The organism is Burkholderia sp. AU28863, from assembly GCF_002223195.1.
In the GTDB taxonomy this organism is placed as follows: domain Bacteria; phylum Pseudomonadota; class Gammaproteobacteria; order Burkholderiales; family Burkholderiaceae; genus Burkholderia; species Burkholderia sola.
The window spans coordinates 1,180,774-1,200,999 of record NZ_NKFE01000005.1; the positions used below are offsets into that span (position 1 = coordinate 1,180,774).

The window sequence follows — 20,226 nt, forward strand, 5'->3', positions numbered from 1 at the left end:
TTGATATGATTGCGACCTGTACAAACGTACAGTGATCGATCCCCGTGACGCCTGCCTCGCCGACGCCTCCGGCGTTTTACTACCTGACCAATTTCGAACGTGCGCTGGCCTGGCTCGGCGAGCGTTACGACGACCTGTTCGACGCGCACGAGCACGCGTTCGTCCGGCAGTTCGCGACGCTGCCGCAGGCGTCGCGCGCGCTACTGGTACGGATGCTGATGCGCAACGGGTCCGATTTCCGTGCGAGCAAGCTCGTGTACGACGAGATCGGCTGCACGCTCGACGCCGTCGCGCCGCTCGTCGCGCTCGGCTGGGTCGATCCCGCGCCGGCGCTCACGCTCGACGAGTTGTTCGCGCTGTCCACCAAGGCCGATCTGCTGCGCATCTTTCCGGCGCTCGCCGCGCATGCGGGCGAGCGCAAGGCCGACTGGCTCGACCGGCTGCGGCCCGCGCACGACGTCGCGCAACCGCTCGACGCGTGGTGCGCGCAGCCCGATGATCGGGTGTTGCGCGTGACGGTCGGCGCGCTGTGCGACCGGCTGCGGCTGATGTTCTTCGGCAATCTGCATCAGGACTGGAGCGAATTCGTGCTCGCCGATCTCGGCGTGTTCCAGTACGAAAGCGTGCCGATCGCGCCGTCGTCGCGCGCGTTCCAGCAGCGCGGCGACGTCGACGCGTATCTCGCGCTGCAGATGTGCCGCGACGCACTCGATGCATGGCCCGACGATCTGCCGTTCGACGACCTGATTCGCGCGCTGGATGCGGTGGACTGCGCGCAACCGTGGCTCGCGACGCGCCGCGCGAAGCTGCTGTTCGCGCTCGGCCAGGCGTGCGAACGCCGCGCCGACTGGTCTGCCGCACTCGACGCGTACGCGCGCAGCGCATGGCCCGGCAGCCGTCACCGGCGCATCCGCGTGCTCGAACGCTGCGGGCGCGACGACGACGCGCTCGCGCTGGCGCTCGACGCCCGCGGCGGCTTCGAAAGCGACGAGGAGCGTCAGCGCGTCGAACGCATGCTGCCGCGCCTGCAGCGCCGCGCCGGCCAGCACGTCGAGCGCGCGGCCGCTGCCGCGAACGTGCCGCGCGAGACGCTCGTGCTCGCGCGTCCCGACGCGTCCGTCAGCGTCGAATTCGCGGTGCGCGACCATCTCGCTCAGCCGGCTGCGCCGGTCCACTACGTCGAAAACACGCTGATCAATTCGCTGTTCGGGCTGTTGTGCTGGGAACCCGTGTTCGCGGCCGTGCCCGGCGCATTCTTTCACCCGTTCCAGCGCGGCCCGGCCGACTTGCACGCACCCGATTTCGCCATGCGGCGCGCGGCGGCCTTCGACGCCTGCTTCGCGCAGCTCGATTCGGGCGCGTACCGCGACACGATCCGCCGGCATTTCGCGACGAAGGCCGGGCTGCAGTCGCCGTTCGTGTTCTGGGGCGTGCTGACCGACGCGCTGCTCGACGAAGCGCTCGCCTGCCTGCCGCCCGAGCACCTGCGGCTGTGGTTCACGCGCCTGCTCGCGGATATCCGCAGCAACCGGTCCGGCTTGCCGGATCTCGTCCGCTTCTGGCCCGACGAGCGCCGCTACGAGCTGATCGAGGTGAAGGGCCCTGGCGACCGGCTGCAGGACAACCAGACGCGCTGGCTCGCCTACTGCCTCGCCCACCGGATGCCCGTGCGCGTCGTCGACGTCGAGTGGGCCGGCGACGGCGTCGCGCATGCCGAGGCGGCGGGGTTGTCCGCATGAGCTACGTCGTCGCGGTACGGGCGATGTGCGAGTTCACCGCGCGGCGCGGCGATCTCGACCTGCGCTTCACGCCCGCGCCGACCGCGCTCGAAGGCATCGCCGGCCACGGCGCGGTCACGTCGAAGCGCGGCGCGCGCTACGAAACCGAGATCGCGCTGACGGGCACGTGGGGCACGCTTACCGTGCGCGGCCGCGCCGACGGCTACGATCCCGTGGCGAACCGGCTCGAGGAAATCAAGACCTATCGCGGCAGCCTCGACGCGATGCCGGCCAATCATCGCGCGCTGCACTGGGCGCAGGCGAAGGTCTATGCGCACCTGATGTGCGACGCACGCGACCTCAAGGAAATCGACGTCGCGCTCGTGTATTTCGACATCGTGTCCGAGCGCGAGACGGTGCTGACGGAAACGCTGGATGCCGCCACGCTCGCGACGTTCTTTGCCGAGCAGTGCGCGTGCTTCGTCGGCTGGGCCGAACGCGAGACGGCCCATCGCGCCGCGCGCGATGCGGCGCTGCGCGCGCTCGCGTTCCCGCACGGGCAGTTCCGCAGCGGCCAGCGCGAGCTGGCGGTGGCCGTCTATCGCGCGGCGCGCGACGAACACTGCCTGATGGCGCAGGCGCCGACCGGCATCGGCAAGACGCTGGGCACCGTGTTCCCGCTGCTGAAGGCATGCGGCGAGGGCGAGCTCGACCATGTATTCTTCCTGACCGCGAAAACCCCCGGCCGCGCGCTCGCGCTCGAAGCGGCGGCGACGCTCGGCGCCGGCACGCCCGCGCTGCCGCTGCGCGTGCTGGAACTCGTCGCGCGCGACAAGGCGTGCGAACATCCGGACCTCGCGTGCCACGGCGAATCGTGCCCGCTCGCGAAAGGCTTCTACGACCGGCTGCCGGCCGCGCGCGATGCGGCGATCGAGGCCGGGCTGCTCGATCGCGATACCGTGCGCGCCGCCGCGCTCGCGCACGACGTCTGTCCGTACTATCTGGCGCAGGAGCTCGCGCGCTGGTCGGACATGGCGATCGGCGACTACAACTACTATTACGACGGCAGCGCGATGCTGCATACGCTCGCGCAGCAGAACCAGTGGCGCGTCGGCGTGCTCGTCGACGAAGCGCACAACCTGCTCGACCGCGCCCGCAAGATGTACAGCGCGTCGCTCGACCCGTTCGCGTTCGCGGCCGCGCGCGAAGCCGCGCCGGCGGCGTTGCGCAAGGCATTCGACCGGCTCGGCCGCGCGTGGGGCACGCTCAATCGCGCGCAGGCCGAGCGCTATGCGGCTTATCCGGAGGTGCCCGGCCCGATCGTGTCGGCCGTGCAAAACCTCGTCGCGGCGATCGGCGAGCACCTGACCGACGCGCCGCGCGCGAACGGCGACGCGCTGCTGCGTTTCCATTTCGAGGCGATCCAGTTCGGCGTGCTGGCCGAAGCATTCGACAGCGCGTCGATCTTCGACGCGACGCTGCATGGCGAACCGATGCCGCGGCAGCCCGCACTCGACGGCGTCGCGACGGCTGGCCGCCGGCGCCGCGTCCAGTCGACGCTGTGCGTGCGCAACGTGATCCCGGCCGGTTTCCTCGCGCCGCGCTACGAAGCTGCGCGCGCGACCGTGCTGTTCTCGGGCACGCTCAGCCCGTTCCATTTCTATCGCGATACGCTGGGGCTGCCCGGCGATACGGGCTGGCTCGACGTCGACGGGCCGTTCCGCGCCGAGCAACTGACGGTGCGCGTCGCGAGCCACGTGTCGACGCGCTGGCGCGACCGCGACCGCTCGCTCGAACCGATCGCCGACCTGATCGCCGCGCAATACGCAGCGCGACCCGGCAACTATCTCGGCTTCCTGAGCAGCTTCGACTACCTCGGGCGCGTGGTCGCGCTGATGCAGACGCGCCATCCGGACGTCCCCGTGTGGGCTCAGGCGCCCGGCATGGCCGAAAGCGAGCGCGACGCGTTTCTCGCGCGCTTCGACGCGGGCGGACGCGGCGTCGGCTTCGCGGTGCTGGGCGGGGCGTTCTCGGAAGGCGTCGACCTGGTCGGCGAGCGGCTGATCGGCGCGTTCATCGCGACGCTCGGGCTGCCGCAGGTCAACGACATCAACGAGCAGATGCGGCGCGCGATGGACGCGCGCTTCGGCAACGGTTACGACTACATGTACCTGTATCCGGGGCTGCAGAAGGTCGTGCAGGCGGCCGGGCGCGTGATCCGCACCGAGCACGACGAAGGCGTCGTGCATCTGATCGACGACCGTTACCGACGGCGCGAAGTGCGCAGCCTGCTGCCGCGGTGGTGGCGGATCGGGTGACGGCGGCGGCGCCGGCCGCTACAACACGTTGAGCATCGCGAGCGCGGCTTCCTGCAGATGCGGCAGCACGCGTCGCACGGCCGCATCGGTCGTCTCCGCGCCGATCGGCATGTTCGTGCTCAGCGCGGCGACGACTTCGCCGTGACGATTCTTCAGCGGCACCGCGATTCCGCGTACGCCGACCTGCAGTTGCTGCTCGATCGCCGCGTAGCCGGCGTCGCGCGCGCGGTCGACCTGTTCGAGCAGCCGCGCCTTGTTGGTGATCGTGTGCGGCGTGAACGGCGGCAGCTCGGTCTCGTCGAGCCACGCGCGCACGGCTTCGCGATCGGGATGATGGGCGAGCAGCACGACCCCGGGCGACGTCAGCGGCGCTGGCACGCGCGCGCCGAGCACGAAGCCCGTCGTCATCACGCGCGACACGCCGTTGCGGGCGATGAACACGAGCTCCCAGCCGTCGAGCACGCTGACGTACGCCGATTCGTTCAGCGACGCGCTCAGTTGCTGCAGATAAGGCTGGACCGTACGCGGCAGCCGCGCCGAATCGAAGTACGACCAGCCGACCCGCAGCACGCGCGGCGTGAGGCCGTACAGCTTGCCGTCGGTGTACACGTAGCCGAGCGACTCGAGCGTCAGCAGGTAGCGCCGCGCGGCCGTGCGCGTGAGGCCGGTGCGTGCGGCGGCCTGCGTGGGCGTCATGCGCGCGTGCTGGCTGTCGAATGCCTCCAGGATCATCAGGCCTTTTTCGAGGCCGGCAATCCAGTCGCGTCGGTCGAGTTCCGGCTTTTTCGTCATCACGGATGGGCGGTGGCGCGCGGTATTCGCGCAGGAGTGGGCGATTATCGCGCAGGTGCGCGGTTTTTGGCGGTATCCGCCGGGTCGGGAAGGCAGTCTGTGGCCGGACTCACGTTTCGGCAATTGGACGGGTCTGAATCTCGCTTTCCGCGAGCGAGAAAAAGCCGGCGGGGCGCATGAGTAAACGTCCCGATGACGCGTCGTCGGACTGGCGCCGACTACGGGAAGAGGCGTGAAGCAGCACGCAGTGTGCGGACGCCGGACAGATGGCGGCCGATGGCAGAACGCTGCGCGGCCGCGCATGAAATGACCGATACGGCATGAAAAGCGAAGGAACTGGATGCGACGCGACCATTACGCGCGCCGCATCCGTCATGACCTTATTCGCTGCTCGTCCACTCGACGTTCGCGCCGACCGAACGCAGGTTCTCGACGAAATGCGGATGCGCGCGGCGAATCGGCAACGCGTTCATGATTTCCGAACGGCCTTCGATGCTCGCGGCCACCATCAGCAGCGCGATCGCGACGCGAATGATGTACGGGCTCTCGACGCGCGCCGGCGTCAGTTGCAGTCCGCCGAACGTGATCAGCCGGTGCGGATCGGACAACAGCACGTGCGCGCCGAACTTCGACAGTTCGCCGGACCAGCCGAGCGCGCCGTCGTAGACCTTGTTCCAGAACATCGCGCTGCCTTCCGCGCGCACGCCGAGCGCGATGAAGATCGGCAGCAGGTCGACCGGCAGGTACGGCCACGGCGCAGCCTCGACCTTGGTCAGGATGTTCTGCGTGAACGGCCGGCGCACGCGCAGCGGGCCGTCGCGTTCCGCGCGCGACCAGCCGTCGCGGTGCGTGACGGTGACGCCGAACTTCGCGAACGTGCGGTCGATCAGCGGGAAATGCTCGGGCGACGAGTTGCGCACCGTGATGTCGCCGCCGGTGATCGCGCCGAGCGCGAGGAACGTCGCGATTTCATGGAAATCCTCGGCGAAGCGGAACTCGCCGCCGCCGAGCTTGCCGCCGCCCGTCACGCAAAGCCGCGACGTGCCGATGCCCTCGATCGCGACGCCGATCATCGCGAGGAACTGGCAGAACTCCTGCACGTGCGGCTCGGATGCCGCGTTCATCAGCGTCGACGTGCCGTTCGCGGCCGTCGCGCACAGCGCGAAGTTCTCGGTCGTCGTTACCGACGCGTAGTCGAGCCAGTGATCGTTGGCCGTCAGCGGGCCGTCGGTACGGACGATCAGTGAATCAGGCGTGCGTTCGATGTGCGCGCCGAAACGTTCGAACACCTCGACGTGCGGATCGATCTCGCGCACGCCGAGCGTGCAGCCTTTCACGTCGTTCTCGAGGCGCGCGACGCCGAAGCGCGCGAGCAGCGGCGGAATCAGCATGATCGACGAACGCATCGCCTCGGGCAGCCGATGAACGGCCGGATCGAACTTCGTGTTGCGATGGTGAAGCTCGAGCAGACCCGTCGTGAAATCGACCGACACGTCGCTGCCGAGCGTGCGGAAGATATCGAGAATCTTGCGCACGTCGGTGATGTCCGGCACGCCGACGAGGCGCAGCGGCTGATCGGTCAACAGGGTGGCGCACAGAATCGGCAGGACGGCGTTCTTGTTCGCGGACGGCTTGATGTCCCCGCGCAGCGGAGTGCCGCCGTGGACGATGAGATTCGACATGATATGGGGGCGTATCGGTGACTGACGTAGGCCCATATGATGCCATTGGTCGGCACGCGGCGTGGAATGTTCGGAGGGGAAAAAGGGGAATCGGAGCGCGTAACTGACAGTGTTTGACGTCGCGTCCGCGATGTAGCTGGCCGAATACCGGCCGGCATGGCGAAATGGCCGATCGCGTGGCCGCCCGCGTATCGGGCCCGCCACGCGCTCGTTGCGTCATTGCGCCGCCCGCATCCGCGCGGCGACCACCAGCGAGATCAGGCAGCCGACTGCCAGATAGCCGGCGACGAGATGCCATGAACCGCCGGCCACGCTGACGAGCCCGACCGCGATGAACGGCGTGAAACCGCCACCGACGACGCTCGCGAACTGGTAGCCGACGCCCGCGCCGCTGTAGCGGTATTCGGCGCCGAACAGCTCGGTGAACAGCGGCTGCTGGACGCTCACGACCATGTCGTGCGCGGCGTTCGCCAGCAGGATCGAGAAGATCACGATCCACGCGATCGAGCGCGACTCCAGCGCGACGAAGAACGGCACCGCGGACGCGAGGCCGATCAGCGCGCCGACCAGATAAATGCGGCGCAGGCCGTAGCGGTCGGCCAGCCACGCGAAGCAGGGGATCGTCACGCAGCTCACCGCGCCGACCAGCAGGCCGATGTTCAGGAACAGGTCGCGCGACATGCCGAGGTTCGTCGTCGAATAGCTGAGCGCGAACGCGGTGACGATGTACATCGTGAACAGTTCGGCGAGCCGCAGCGCGACGATCAGCAGGAACGCCTTCGGGTGGCGCGTCAGCGCTTCCAGCACCGGCAGGCGCAGCTTGCGGTTGCCGTGCTCGACCTTCTCGACGAACTCCTGCGATTCGTCCATGTTCTTGCGCACCCAGAGCCCGATCAGCACCAGCACGATGCTGAACACGAACGGCAGGCGCCAGCCCCACGACTTGAACGCGGCCTCGCCGAGCGTATGGCTCAGGATCGAGACGATGCCGGTGGCCAGCACGAGCCCGACGCCGTAGCCGACCTGTACGCCGCTGCTGTAAAACGCCTTCTTCTGCTTCGGCGCGCTCTCGACGGCCATCAGCGCCGCGCCGCCCCATTCGCCGCCGACCGCGAAACCCTGGATCGCGCGCATCAGCACCAGCAGCACGGGCGCCCACCAGCCGATCGTCGAAAACGTCGGCAGCAGGCCGATCGCGACCGTCGACAGCCCCATCAGCATCACGGTCAGCACGAGCATCCGCTTGCGGCCGAGCCGGTCGCCGTAGTGGCCGAACACGATGCCGCCGAGCGGCCGGAACAGAAAACCGACGCCGAAGGTGGCGAACGCCGCGAGCGTGCCCATCGTCGGGCTGACCTTCGGGAAAAACTCGGAATTGAATACCAGCGCGGCGACGATCCCGTACAGCAGGAAGTCGTACCAGTCGACAACGGCGCCGACGAAGCTGCCGATCGCGGCCTTGCGGGCCTGGCTGCGCGCACGGGCGCCGGCGGCGGCGTCGAGGGTGTCGAAGGTGGGGGTCATGGCGATGTCTCCTGGCACGGCGCATCGTGGAATCGTGGCGGCGCCGCGTCCGATGCTGCATTGAAGTCGATGGGTGAATGGAGAATAGGGCTCGCGCCGCACGGCGGCAATTGGCCAATCGGACAATGTGCGCGATGATCGTTCAATTCCGTGCGATTATCGAACGATTTTCGGGTTTGCACTAGGCGGCACACCGATATCCCGTTCGGCCGGGGTGTGCCGCCGTGAACGATCTGGTTAAAATCTGCAGCATCGACAACTCGCCCGTCCGGGGCGGAAGCGGGGCCGCTACATCGGCCGCGCATGCCGCACGCGACAGGCACCATTCCCCCATCGACCGCATGCCCCCGGAGACTGGAATGCCCGGCAATTCCCACCCCTTGTCCAGCGATACGCCGCCCGTCGCCGATCCGGCCGACAATCCGCTCGGGATGGCCGGCCTCGAATTCGTCGAATTCGCGGCGCCCGTGCCGGACGCGCTTGCGCGGCGCTTCGAGCAGCTCGGGTTCAAGGCGATCGCGCGGCACGTCAGCAAGAACGTCACGCTGTACCGGCAGGGGCAGATGCATTTCCTGATCAACGCCGAGCCCGATTCGTTCGCCGCGCGCTATGCGGAGGAATACGGGATGGGCGTCTGCGCGATCGGGCTGCGCGTGGCGAACGCCCGGCGCGCGTTCGAGCGGGCGATCCAGCTCGGTGCCTGGGCGTTCGAGGGCGAAAAGGTCGGCGTCGGCGAACTGAAGATTCCGGCGATCCAGGGCATCGGCGATTCGCACCTGTATTTCGTTGACCGCTGGCGCGGGCGGGACGGCCAGCGCGGCGGCGTCGGCGACATCTCGATCTTCGACATCGATTTCCGGCCGATCGACATCGCGACCGCGCATACCGATCTCGATTGCGCGGGCGTCGGCCTGCAGCAGGTCGACCATTTCACGCAAACCGTCGGCGCGGGCCGCATGCAGGAGTGGCTGGATTTCTACCATGACCTGCTGCATTTCCGCGAGATCCACCAGATCGACGCGCACTGGCATGTGTCGGAGGAATCGCGCGTGATGGTGTCGCCGTGCGGCGCGGTACGGATTCCGGTGTACGAGGAAGGTACGCGGCGCACCGAGCTGATGCATGCATACCTGCCCGACCATCCGGGCGAGGGCGTGCAGCACGTCGCGCTGGCCACCGACGACATCCTGGCGTGCGTCGATGCGCTGCGTGCGAACGGTGTCGAGTTCATCGAACCGCCCGCACGCTATTACGACGACGTCGATGCGCGGCTGCCCGCGCATGGCGTCGATCTCGATGCGCTGCGCCGCCGCGCGGTGCTGGTCGACGGCGAAATCGGCAGCGACGGCGTGCCGAAGCTGTTCTTCCAGACCTTCGTCAAACGCCGCCCCGGCGAGATCTTCTTCGAGATCGTGCAGCGCAAGGGGCACCACGGGTTCGGCGAGGGCAACCTCGCGGCACTCGCCCGCGCGCGCGACGCCGGCTGAACGATCAGGCGCCGGCGGCCGTTACGCCGCCGCGCATGCCTTCGATCACGCCCGATCGGCCGCCGCGAGCTTGCGGCTGTGCCGACGCATGCCGTCGAAGATCGCGTCGGCCACGTCCGCCGGAAAATCCGCCGGGATCTGCGCTGCGGCTTCGGCAATCGCGGGCTCCGTCCGTGCGGCGACGGCCGCCATCGCGGCGCGCACGTCGTCTTCGGTCAGGCCGACGCGGCGGCCCTGCGCGATCCAGTGGCGCGGCTGGATTTCGCCGATCACGTAGTGCCGGTTCTTCCCGCAGACAGCTATCGCGAGACGTGCGCGGCGCGGCGGAATCTGGTTGCGGCCTGTACCGATGATCGGATGCGCGGACAGCACGTCGTACAGCGGCGTGCTGCGATATGCATTGCCGGGCAGGTGCGCGATGCTGAAGTTCTTCGCGTGGCCGTCGATCGCCGCCAGCACCCAGAACACGATCTGGGCGACGAAAAAATTCATCCGGTCGCGGGAAGCGTCAGCCGAATTCGCGAGGATGCTCATGATCGTCTCGATGCCGGGGCCGCCGTCCAATTCGTATTTCGCCCCCGATGGCGTGCCGGTCGCCTGGCACATGTCCTCCTGCGGCAGCCGCAGGATCCACGAGCCGTCGCGCGACGGACGCCGGTCGAAACGCTCGACGATCAGCGCCTTCTGGTCGTCGAACCGGCCGATCTCGCACGGCGCCACCGACAGGCCGTACGCGGCGACGAGTTTCGAGCACAGCCATTCGTTTTCGACGGACGTGCGCATGTCGGCCTGCATGTTGCCGACACGCCCGAGCGGGAGCTTGAAGATGTGCGTCGTCGGTGTGCTGCCCGACGGACGCAGCCAGCGATCACGCTGACGCAGCAGCGCGGTCTTTTCCTGCGCGCCGGCAATCGACAGGCGCAGGTCGGCGTCCGGCTCCCGACTGCCAGGCAGCGGTGCGGCGGTCGCGTGGCGCAGCACGTCGGCGACGGCTGCGTCGTCGAGCGTCGCGCCTTCGATCGCCTCGAGATCGACCGGCGTCTCACCCGGCGGCAGCATCTGGATCGCGCCGACGCAGTCGCGGCCGATCGACGCGAGCAATTCGAACGGCGCCGTCGACCCGAGCCGGTAACGTTGCGCGATGCGGCGGCGGATCGGCTCGCTGTCCGGCAGCAGGTTGTCGAAATAATCGGCCACGATCGCGCCCTGATGCGGCTGGTTGCCGGGCGTGAAGGGGAGCGACAACGACAGGGGCCGGCCCTGGGGATCGTCGAGCCAGTCCGGCAGGTAGACGAGACGTTCGACGCCGCGGCGGATTTCCCAGTACCCGACGGGAATGCCGTTCATCCATAGGTCGAGCCGATCATGGCGGGCGCGTGCGGCCATCGTCACCAGTCCTCCCGCTTCGACACGCGCGGGCTGGCTCGAGTCGTTGCTGCGGGGCGCTTCCGCGCGGCGCCGGTCGGGGTTTTGGCGGCCGTGGTGCCGCGCTTGCTCGCGACCGGCTTGCGGCGCGCCGTCGGCTCGGCGCCGGAAGCCGAATCGGCCGCTTCCGCCGGCGCATCCCGTTCGTCCAGGCTGAGCATCATCCGAACGCCGAGCGCGTTCAGCACCTTGAAAAGCCGCTCGATGCTGACGGCCGACGGGTTGGCTTCGAGCTGGGCATAGGATTGCTGGGTGATGCCGAGGCGGGCGGCCAGTTGCGCCTGAGTGAGCCCCGCGGATTTCCGGAAGCCGACGAGTATCGGGCGCAACTGGGTCAGGGTCTGGACAGGAAAGGCCATCGGGCGCTCCGCGAGATGACAGGCGATCGTTTGTAATCGGAAAATACAGTCTATGGCATGTATTGAAGAAATACAAATCATAGCCTGTATCAACAAAAACAAACGATAGCCTGTTATGCGGAGACCGATCGTCCAGGGAAGGGCGCGAATCGGACGTTGGGCGACATCCGCAGCGTTCACGACCCGCGCGTCGAGCGATTCGCCCAGTCGGCCAACGCCGGCCACTGCCCACAGCCGCGCCGGACGAACCCCGCGCCCGTGCGTATCACCAACGCGCCGATCACCAGCGCGGCGAGGTCGTCGAGACGGCCGAAGCCGACCAGCGCCGCACCCATCGCGAGCGCCGCGAGCAACGACGACAGCGCATCGGTCCGCACGTGCCAGCCGCTCGCCTCGAGCAGTGCGGAGCCGGTCTCGCGCGCCTTGCGCAGCATCCAGTACGACAGCACGGCCTTGCCGGCGAGCGTGACGACAACCAGCGCGAGCGCGGCCGCGCCCGGCTGCACGATCAGCGGCGCATTGAACCGGGTCAGCGCATGCCAGATCATCTGCGCGCCGGTTACGGCCAGTAATGCGCCGAGGCCCGCGAGCGCGAGCGGCTCGTAAGTCGGACGACGCTCCGGCGGCAGGCGTGCGTCGAACCGGCAGGCGACGAGGATCAGCGCATCGGCCGCGAGATCGATCGCCGCGTGCGCGACGTCCGCGAGCAATCCCGACGAATGCGCGAACCATGCCGCCGCCGCCTCGACGGCGAGCAGCAGCAGGTTGATCGCGAGGCTGACGGCGAGGGCTCGGGACGTGGCTGCGTAAACGTGGGACGTGGCGCGCGATGGGCGCTGCATGGCGGATCGCTTGTCGGAATCGGGGACGACTTCGAACGCTACCGGCCTACGGTGGCACGCAAATGACAGACGAAACGCGGGCGCCGGGCGAGGATTCGGCGCACGGCGGGCGATCCGCTGACCGACAACCCGTAGCGCTCAACGCTTTCGATCGTGCTGAAAAAATTACAGCGCACGTTCATGTGGTGGCGAATTCGGCGGCGTCGCGTGGGACTGCGGCGCCATCGACGCAGGCCGTCCGATGGCGCGCCGACCTGCGATGAGCGACGCGGCCGGCCTGCGAGCGGGGCCGTGAGTTGCTTGCGCGACAGCCCGGCGTGTTCGTCCAAACGGCGTATCGAAGGTCCTTCTCGGCCGCAATCGAGTGCCATCGAGTGCCATCGAGTGCCATCGAGTGCCATCGAGTGCCATCGAGTGCCATCGAGCGCCGTCGGGCAACGACATGCATTGCCTACTCGCTTGAGCAACCCGATGCTCGGCAGCCAACGCCTTTCTCCGCCCGACACGATGCGTGGAGTGCCCGCGCCCGGCCTGCCGGCCGGTTTCGATCGACGATTCAGCCGACGCTACGCGCTCGTCAACGACGTTCGCCTCCACTACGTGACCGGTGGCCCCGACGACGGCGAAATGGTGATCCTGCTGCATGGCTGGCCGCAAACCTGGTACACGTGGCGTCACGTGATGCCGGCGCTGGCGGAAGAGGGATATCGGGTCGTCGCGGTCGATTACCGTGGCGCGGTCGAATCCGACAAGCCGCTCGGCGGCTACGACAAAGCATCGATGGCAGGCGACATCCGCGCACTCGTTCGCCACCTCGGCGCGACGCGCATCAACCTGGTCGGCCGCGATATCGGCGTGATGGTCGCCTACGCGTACGCTGCTCAATGGCCCGCCGAGATCCTGAAGCTGGCGATGCTCGACGTTCCGGTGCCGGGGACGCGCATCTGGGACGAAGCGAAGGCGCGTTCCGATCCGCAGATCTGGCATTTCGGATTGCATCAGCAGCGCGATATCGGCGAGATGCTGATCGCGGGCAGGGAGCACGCCTACATTCTCGATTTCTACAAGAAGCGAACCCACGTCGCTGTCGGACGACGATATCGCCGTCTATGCGGATGCTTATGCCGCGCCGGGCGCGCTACGCGCGGGGTTCGAACTCTATCGCGCATTCTCGCAGGACGAGGCGCAGTTCAAGGCGTTCATGAAGCACAAGCTCCCGATGCCGGTGCTCGCGCTTGCCGGCGACAAGAGCAATGGCGCCAAGGAGTTCGACATGGCGAGAGAACTGGCGCTGGACGTTCGCGGAGCGGTTGCGCCGGACACGGGTCATTGGCTGCCGGACGAAAATCCGGCCTTCCTGACGCGGCAGTTGATCGATTTCTTCACGGAAGCCGCCCCCGGCCGCTGAGGCCCACGGCCGTAACGCGTCGCGCCCTGAGCGGCCATCGCACGCATGCCTATGTTGCCCTGCGGGGCGTGTGGCGCGTGACGCCATCGCACCGGGTCGCCAGCCGCGCACATAGCGGCCGTCTCGATCCGGCGGCGTCCCCGAGACACTCAATGAATCTGCGGCCCATGACCCGATAGGGGATTCCAGCGTTTTGTTGCCGCACCGTGCCACGCCGCCGTAACTAGCCAAGCCGGACAGGCCTCCGCTCACAAACTCTCAACATTATAGAAATAATGTCAAAACTTATCTCAGTGTAATTGGATATTTAACGGTTTACGTTATATTATTGACGAAATTTCCTCCTAAACCGATCATGTCCGATCTCGCTGCCGACGAACTCCGCCTGACCGCCGAAATCGAGCGCCTCAAGGCCGACTTCCCGAAAACTCGCGAGCTGTACCGCGAAGCCTGCGCACTGCTGTTCTTCCGTTTCGGCATCACGCCGACGGCCAACCGCCTGTACCAGCTCGTGCGCAAGGGGAGCATGAGCACGCCGACAGCGGTTCTCGGCGAGTTCTGGGCCGAGCTGCGGGAAAAGAGCCGTGTGCGCATCGAGCATCCGGACCTGCCGGCCGATCTGCAGGCGGCAGCCGGCGAACTGGTCGCGGCGCTGTGGAACCGGTCGAGTACCGACGCGGCCGCCGCACTCGACGCGCTGCGCGCGGAAGTCGAGGCCGAGCGGGCAGCGGCGCGGACGGAAGTGGCGACGCTGCAAGCCGAACTGGCCCGCACCGAAACCGCGCTGGAGCAACGCACGGCCGCGCTGCTGGCCGCGCAGGTCCGCATTCAGGAACTGGAGCAGGTGAGAGCCGCGGACGATGCATCGCGGCGAGCGATGCAAGCCGATATCGAACGCCTGAAGGCCGACAACGCGGAGGGCGATCGTGCACTCGCGCAGGCTCGTGCGGACTTCACCATTCAGCTCGACCGGCTGCGCGACGACGCCGGCCGCGCCGAAGAGCGGCTGCGTGCATCGGAGAAGCGGGCGCTTCAGGAAATCGATCGCGAGCGGCTCGCGGCCGCGCGCTTGCAAAAGGAACTCGACGCGGCGACATCGCGCGCCGAACAGCGCGACGCGCAGCAGCGGAAGGAAGCGGCCGCGCTACAGGCACAACTCGGTGATGCGTTGCATCGCTGCGGCGTGCTTCAGGGGCAGCTCGACGGCGCACTGGCGGCCGACGCGGCGCGCAGCACCGAACTCGATGCGCTGAGGCGCGAGCTGGCGGCGCTGGTGCGCCGGCCGCCGTTACGCGGCATCAAGACCATCCCGGCCGCCGAGCGGAGCGAGCGGCGGGCGCGCACGAGAAAACGCGCAGACGAAGCGCCGCGCTGACGGCGAAACCGAGCCGTCGACATGACGCGTCACCCGCAGACGGTACACGCGGGCGAGGCGCGCGCCGGCCAAGCATTGGGCAGGAGACGGGGATCGGGTAAAGTGCCGCTCAACATGCCGGCTCGACGTTACTAGACGACCGGTCTAATCGTTGCTACCATACGCCATCATGAATGCATCTTCAGGCGCCGAAGTCCGCCAGCACATCCTGAACATCGCGAAGCCGATCATGCTCCACAAGGGGTTCTCGGCGGTCGGTCTGAACGAGATTCTCGCCGCGGCGGGCATCCCGAAGGGCTCGTTCTACCATTACTTCGGCTCGAAAGAGGCATTCGGCGAAGCGCTGCTCGAATCGTATTTCGAAGGCTATCTCGCGCATCTCGACAATCTGCTCGAGCAGCAGGCCGGCACGGGCGCCGAGCGTCTGATGACGTACTGGGGCAACTGGCTGCACACGCAATGCGCGGACGATCCGGAAGGCAAGTGCCTCGCGGTGAAGCTCGGCGCGGAGGTGTCGGATCTGTCGGAAGCGATGCGCGCGGTGCTGCGGCGCGGCACCAGCCAGATCATCGAGCGGCTCGCGTGCGGCATCGAGGCCGGGCTCGCCGACGGTTCGCTGAGCGGCGTCGACGATCCGTCGCACACGGCCGCGATCCTGTACGAGCTGTGGCTGGGCGCGACGCTGCTGGAAAAGATTCACCGCAACCGCCAGCCGCTCGAAAGGGCGATGGCGGAAACGCGGCGCATGCTGAACCTGCCGCCGGCTGCGCCCGGCGGCGCGCAGTCGTAGCCCGGGCGCGCGTGGGCGCGCCTTGTTTTTGCGTTGATCCTAGACGACTGGTCTACTCAATCATTCATGACGAACGCTTCACGCCGCGTTACGCTGTCCCGATCGTTTCCACCCCTGCCGGCGATCGCACCGGCCCGACCGCCGATGCCGTCGCGGGCGTGCACTTTCCGCTGGTCCATCCCTGATCCGATCGTGCCCACGAAGCACGTTCATTCCTGTTGACGGAGGCTCACATGCCGCAAAGCAAGACCGCAAACCGCCAGATCGTCCTGAATTCGCGCCCGGTCGGCGCACCGACGCCGGACAACTTCCGCGCCGAAACCGGCGACGTGCCGGTTCCCGGCCCCGGTCAGGTGCTGCTACGTACCGTCTGGTTGTCGCTCGACCCGTACATGCGCGGCCGGATGAGCGACGCGCCGTCCTATGCGCCGCCCGCCGAACTGGGCCAGCCGATGGTCGGCGGCACGGTCAGCCGCGTGGTGTCGTCGAATCTGCCCGCGTTTCGCGAAGGCGATCTCGTCGTTGCCGGCGCCGGATGGCAGGACTACGCGCTGTCCGACGGACGCGACCTGATCCCGCTCGGCCGCGACTTCGCGCACCCGTCATATGCGCTCGGCGTGCTCGGCATGCCGGGCTTCACCGCATATACCGGGCTGCTGAAGATCGGCGAACCGAAGGCCGGCGAAACCGTGGTCGTCGCGGCCGCGAGCGGCGCGGTCGGCGCGGTGGTCGGCCAGATCGCGAAGCTGAAGGGTTGCCGCGTGGTCGGTGTCGCGGGCGGCGCCGACAAGTGCGCATACGTGACCGGTACGCTCGGCTTCGACGCGTGCGTCGACCATCGCGATCCGGCGTTTGCCGCGAAGCTGAAGGACGCGTGCCCGAACGGCATCGACGTGTATTTCGAGAACGTCGGCGGCGCGGTGTTCGACGCGGTGTGGCCGCTGCTGAACGACCATGCGCGCGTGCCCGTCTGCGGCATCATTGCGCACTACAACGACGCGGCATACGACGACAACGCCGTGTCGACCGGCCGTGACCGCGTGCCGGCGCTGATGGGCGCGATCCTGCGCAAGCGCATCCGCGTGCAGGGTTTCATCATCCTCGATCACTATGCAACCGGCTATGCGCCGTTCCTGAAAGACATGAGCGAGTGGGTCGCGCAGGGCAAGGTCAAGACGCTCGAGGACGTCGTGCCCGATCTCGCCGACGCGCCGCAAGCGCTGATCGGCTTGCTCGCCGGCAAGAATTTCGGCAAGGTCGTCGTGCGCGTCGGCCCGGACGAACTGGCCTGATCCCGCCGCTCGGCGACAGACAACCGCTGCACGCTGGCGTCGCGAGACGCCGGCTTGTGGCATGCTCGTTTCCGTTTTCAAAGGAGTAGAAAATGGCGCTTCACGTGATTGCTTCGCTGTTCCTGAAACCCGAACACGCGCAGGCCGCCGAGGCCGAACTGCGCAGCATGGTCGCGAAGACGCGCACCGAGCCGGGTAACCGGCGCTACGACCTGTTCCGCGAGCAGGACGGCTCGCCAACCCTGCATCTGTACGAGATCTACGACGACCAGGCGGCGTTCGACGCGCATCTCGCGAGCCCGTATTTCGGCGAATTCCGCACGAAGTCGGCCGACTGGTTCACCGCACCGCCCGTCATCAAGGTGCTGTCGGCCATCGACGTGGCCGAGTAACGACGCAAGCCCGCAACACCGCCGCCGCGGCTCGCCCGCACCCGGGCCGCGCGGCACCCGTTGCGCACGACGCAACGGCGACGCCCCCATGACGCAGCGCGCATCGTTCGCGCCGCTCCCCAATACAACGGCCCCGGAGGCTGAATGATCACCCTCAACATCAACGGCGAAACCCGCTCGGTCGACGCCCCCGACGACATGCCCTTGCTCTGGGTGCTGCGCGACGTCGTCGGCCTGACCGGCACCAAGTTCGGCTGCGGCATCGCGCAATGCGGCGCGTGCACCGTGCATCTCGACGGCGTGGCCGCGCGTTCGTGCGTGCTGCCGGTCGCCGCCGTCGCGGGCCGCAAGATCACGACGATCGAAGCCGTCGGCGCGACGCCGGCCGGCCACAAGGTCCAGCAGGCGTGGCGCGAGCTCGATGTCGTCCAGTGCGGCTACTGCCAGTCGGGCCAAGTGATGGCCGCCACCGCGCTGATCGCGTCGAACCCGAACCCGAGCGATGCCGACATCGACGCGGCCATGGCCGGCAACATCTGCCGCTGCGGCACGTACCACCGGATTCGCGCGGCCGTCAAACAAGCCGCTAAGGAGGCATGACATGTCCCGAGGACTGATCGAAGCAGGTCGGGCCGGCGCGGGCGTGTCGCGCCGGTCGTTTCTGAAACTCGGCATGTCGCTCGGCGCGGCGGCCGGTGGGGGCTTGCTGCTCGGCTTCAGCCTGCCGGCGGCGGGTGACGATGCGCGCCGCTCGGTGATCGGCGGCGACGCGGCCGAGCCCGCACCGTCGGGCGTGTTCGCCCCGAACGCATTCGTGCAGATCGACCGCGCCGGCAAGGTCACGCTGGTGATGCCGAAGGTCGAGATGGGGCAGGGCGTCTATACCGCGCTGCCGATGCTGATCGCGGAAGAGCTCGAGGTGCCGCTGTCGAGCGTGACGCTCGATCATGCGCCGCCGAACGAGAAGCTGTTCCTCGATCCGCTGCTCGGCGGCCAGCTCACCGGCGGCTCGACGTCGGTACGCTACGCGTGGGAACCGCTGCGCCGCGCGGGCGCCACGGCGCGCACGCTGCTGGTCTCGGCGGCCGCGAAGCAATGGAACGTCGATCCGGCCAGTTGCCGCGCGGCGAACGGCGAAGTGCAACATCCGCCGAGCGGCCGGCGCGCATCGTACGGCCAGTTGGCCGACGCCGCGGCGAAGCTGCCGGTGCCGAAGGACGTCGCGCTGAAGCAGCCGGCGGATTTCAAGCTGATCGGCACGCCCGCGAAGCGCCTCGATTCGCCGGAGAAGGTCGACGGCACCGCGCAGTTCGGACTCGACGTGCGCCTGCCCGGCATGCTGTACGCGGTGATCGTGAACAGCCCGGTGTTCGGCGGCACGGTCGCGAGCGTCGACGACACGGCCGCGAAGAAGATCCCCGGCGTGCGCCAGGTCGTGCGCGTCGACAACGCGGTCGCGGTGGTCGGCGATCACACGTGGGCCGCGAAGCGCGGCGCCTCGGCGCTCGTCGTGAAGTGGAACGAAGGCGCGGGCGCGAAGGTGTCGACGAAGGATCTGTTCGCGGATCTCGCGCAGGCGGCGGCGAACGGCAAGGGCGCGGTCGCACGCAAGGAGGGCGACGTCGGCAACGCGTTCGCGAACGCGAAGACGCGCGTCGACGCCGTCTACGAACAGCCGTTGCTCGCGCACGCGACGATGGAGCCCGTGAACTGCACGGTGCACGTGCGCGGCGACGGCTGCGAGATCTGGGTCGGTACGCAGGTGCCGACGCGGGCGCGCGATACCGCACAGCAGCTCACCGGCCTGTCGCCGGACAAGATCGTCGTGCACAACCATCTGCTCGGCGGCGGGTTCGGCCGGCGGCTCGAGACCGACATGATCGGGCAGGCCGTGAAGGTCGCCAAACAGGTCAATGCACCGGTGAAGGTGATCTGGACGCGCGAGGAAGACGTCCAGCACGACATGTACCGGCCGTGCTACTACGACACGATCTCGGCCGGCCTCGACGCGAACGGCAAGCCGGTCGCATGGCGGCACCGGATCGTCGGCTCGTCGATTCTCGCGCGCTTCGCGCCGCCCGCGGTCAAGGACGGCGTCGATCCCGACGCGGTCGAGGTCGCGGCCGAGCTGCCTTACGACCTGCCGAACCAGCTCGTCGACTACGTGCGCCAGGAGCCGCGGCACGTACCGACCGCGTTCTGGCGCGGTGTCGGGCCGACGCGCAGCACGTTCGTCGTCGAAAGCTTCATCGACGAACTGGCCGTGCAAACCAAGACCGACCCGGTCCAGTACCGCCGCGCGCTGCTCGACAAGACGCCGCGCGCACGCAACGTGCTCGACGTCGCGACGAAGGCGGCCGGCTGGGGTGCGTCGCTGCCGAAGGGGCAAGGACGCGGCGTATCGGTGATGCATGCGTTCGGCAGCTTCTTCTCGATCGTCATCGACGTCGCGGTGGATGGCGGCGAGGTGCAGGTCAAGCGCGTCGTGTGCGCGGTCGATTGCGGGATGTTCGTCAATCCGAACACGATCGAGGCGCAAGTGCAGGGCGGCATCATCTTCGGGATCACGGGCGCGCTGTACGGCGAGATCACGATCGAGGACGGCCGCGTCGTACAGAGCAACTTCACCGACTACCGGATGATGCGAATCAACGAGGTCCCCCCGATCGAAGTCCATCTGGTGAAGAGCGGCGAGGCGCCGGGCGGGATCGGCGAGCCGGGCACGGCCGCGACCGCGGCGGCGCTGGCGAACGCGATCTTCGCGGCGACCGGCACGCGGCTGCGCAAGCTGCCGGTCGGCAACCAGTTGAAAACGGCCTGAG

The 20,226-nt window shown here is 68.0% G+C and carries 16 protein-coding genes; 10 read left to right on the plus strand and 6 right to left on the minus strand.

All coding sequences use genetic code 11. From position 1 onward, the window contains the following. Window positions 1–44: 44 nt before the first annotated feature. Both CFB81_RS21805 and CFB81_RS21810 read left to right on the plus strand, forming a co-directional pair. A complete protein-coding gene (locus CFB81_RS21805; RefSeq protein WP_089436472.1) occupies window positions 45–1,739 on the plus strand; it encodes a VRR-NUC domain-containing protein in 1,695 nt (564 codons plus the stop codon). After that, a complete protein-coding gene (locus tag CFB81_RS21810; protein WP_089436473.1) occupies window positions 1,736–4,036 on the plus strand; it encodes an ATP-dependent DNA helicase in 2,301 nt (766 codons plus the stop codon). Before CFB81_RS21805 ends, CFB81_RS21810 begins: the two co-directional genes overlap by 4 nt. A gap of 18 nt (window positions 4,037–4,054) precedes the next feature. Here CFB81_RS21810 and CFB81_RS21815 read toward each other — a convergent pair whose 3' ends face one another. From CFB81_RS21815 to shiA, 3 genes are all read right to left on the minus strand, one after another. Further along, complete coding sequence (locus CFB81_RS21815; protein WP_089436474.1) at window positions 4,055–4,828, minus strand: IclR family transcriptional regulator C-terminal domain-containing protein; 774 nt, start codon at window positions 4,826–4,828, stop codon at window positions 4,055–4,057. Between the two features lie 380 nt (window positions 4,829–5,208). After that, the gene (locus tag CFB81_RS21820; protein WP_012340028.1) at window positions 5,209–6,510 is read right to left on the minus strand and encodes a UDP-N-acetylglucosamine 1-carboxyvinyltransferase; all 1,302 of its coding nucleotides are present in this window, start codon (window positions 6,508–6,510) and stop codon (window positions 5,209–5,211) included. A 216-nt stretch (window positions 6,511–6,726) separates the two neighbouring features. Then, entirely contained in the window at window positions 6,727–8,034 is a 1,308-nt protein-coding gene (shiA, locus tag CFB81_RS21825; protein WP_069616567.1) for a shikimate transporter, read from the minus strand. Window positions 8,035–8,393: 359 nt separating this feature from the next. Here shiA and CFB81_RS21835 point away from each other — a divergent pair, with 359 nt between their 5' ends. Then, complete coding sequence (locus CFB81_RS21835) at window positions 8,394–9,521, plus strand: 4-hydroxyphenylpyruvate dioxygenase family protein (protein ID WP_089436475.1); 1,128 nt, start codon at window positions 8,394–8,396, stop codon at window positions 9,519–9,521. 45 nt (window positions 9,522–9,566) lie between these two features. Here the strand turns inward: CFB81_RS21835 and CFB81_RS21840 are convergent, their stop codons facing one another. The 3 genes from CFB81_RS21840 to CFB81_RS21850 form a co-directional block, all read right to left on the minus strand. Next, entirely contained in the window at window positions 9,567–10,907 is a 1,341-nt protein-coding gene (locus CFB81_RS21840; RefSeq protein WP_089436476.1) for a type II toxin-antitoxin system HipA family toxin, read from the minus strand. Window positions 10,908–10,909: 2 nt separating this feature from the next. Beyond that, on the minus strand, window positions 10,910–11,305 hold the full coding sequence (locus tag CFB81_RS21845) for a helix-turn-helix transcriptional regulator (protein WP_089436477.1): 396 nt from the start codon (window positions 11,303–11,305) through the stop codon (window positions 10,910–10,912). 176 nt (window positions 11,306–11,481) lie between these two features. Then, window positions 11,482–12,147, minus strand: a complete 666-nt coding sequence (locus tag CFB81_RS21850) for a cation diffusion facilitator family transporter (protein WP_089436478.1) — start codon at window positions 12,145–12,147, stop codon at window positions 11,482–11,484. A gap of 471 nt (window positions 12,148–12,618) precedes the next feature. On the opposite strand from CFB81_RS21850, the gene CFB81_RS21855 reads away from it, so the two are divergent. From CFB81_RS21855 to CFB81_RS21885, 7 genes are all read left to right on the plus strand, one after another. Beyond that, window positions 12,619–13,734 carry an alpha/beta fold hydrolase gene (locus CFB81_RS21855; RefSeq protein WP_256976293.1) on the plus strand — a complete coding sequence of 372 codons (1,116 nt, stop codon included), beginning with the start codon at window positions 12,619–12,621 and terminating at the stop codon, window positions 13,732–13,734. A 176-nt stretch (window positions 13,735–13,910) separates the two neighbouring features. Then, window positions 13,911–14,930, plus strand: a complete 1,020-nt coding sequence (locus CFB81_RS21860; RefSeq protein WP_089436479.1) for a DNA-binding protein — start codon at window positions 13,911–13,913, stop codon at window positions 14,928–14,930. 169 nt (window positions 14,931–15,099) lie between these two features. Beyond that, entirely contained in the window at window positions 15,100–15,720 is a 621-nt protein-coding gene (locus CFB81_RS21865; protein ID WP_089436480.1) for a TetR/AcrR family transcriptional regulator, read from the plus strand. A gap of 233 nt (window positions 15,721–15,953) precedes the next feature. Next, window positions 15,954–17,012 carry an NADP-dependent oxidoreductase gene (locus CFB81_RS21870; RefSeq protein ID WP_089436481.1) on the plus strand — a complete coding sequence of 353 codons (1,059 nt, stop codon included), beginning with the start codon at window positions 15,954–15,956 and terminating at the stop codon, window positions 17,010–17,012. Between the two features lie 92 nt (window positions 17,013–17,104). Beyond that, a complete protein-coding gene (locus tag CFB81_RS21875) occupies window positions 17,105–17,404 on the plus strand; it encodes a putative quinol monooxygenase (RefSeq protein WP_069616576.1) in 300 nt (99 codons plus the stop codon). Window positions 17,405–17,548: 144 nt separating this feature from the next. Continuing rightward, a complete protein-coding gene (locus CFB81_RS21880; protein ID WP_006479019.1) occupies window positions 17,549–18,004 on the plus strand; it encodes a (2Fe-2S)-binding protein in 456 nt (151 codons plus the stop codon). Window position 18,005: 1 nt separating this feature from the next. Further along, the gene (locus tag CFB81_RS21885) at window positions 18,006–20,225 is read left to right on the plus strand and encodes a xanthine dehydrogenase family protein molybdopterin-binding subunit (RefSeq protein ID WP_069616577.1); all 2,220 of its coding nucleotides are present in this window, start codon (window positions 18,006–18,008) and stop codon (window positions 20,223–20,225) included. The last annotated feature ends 1 nt before the right edge of the window (window position 20,226 follow it).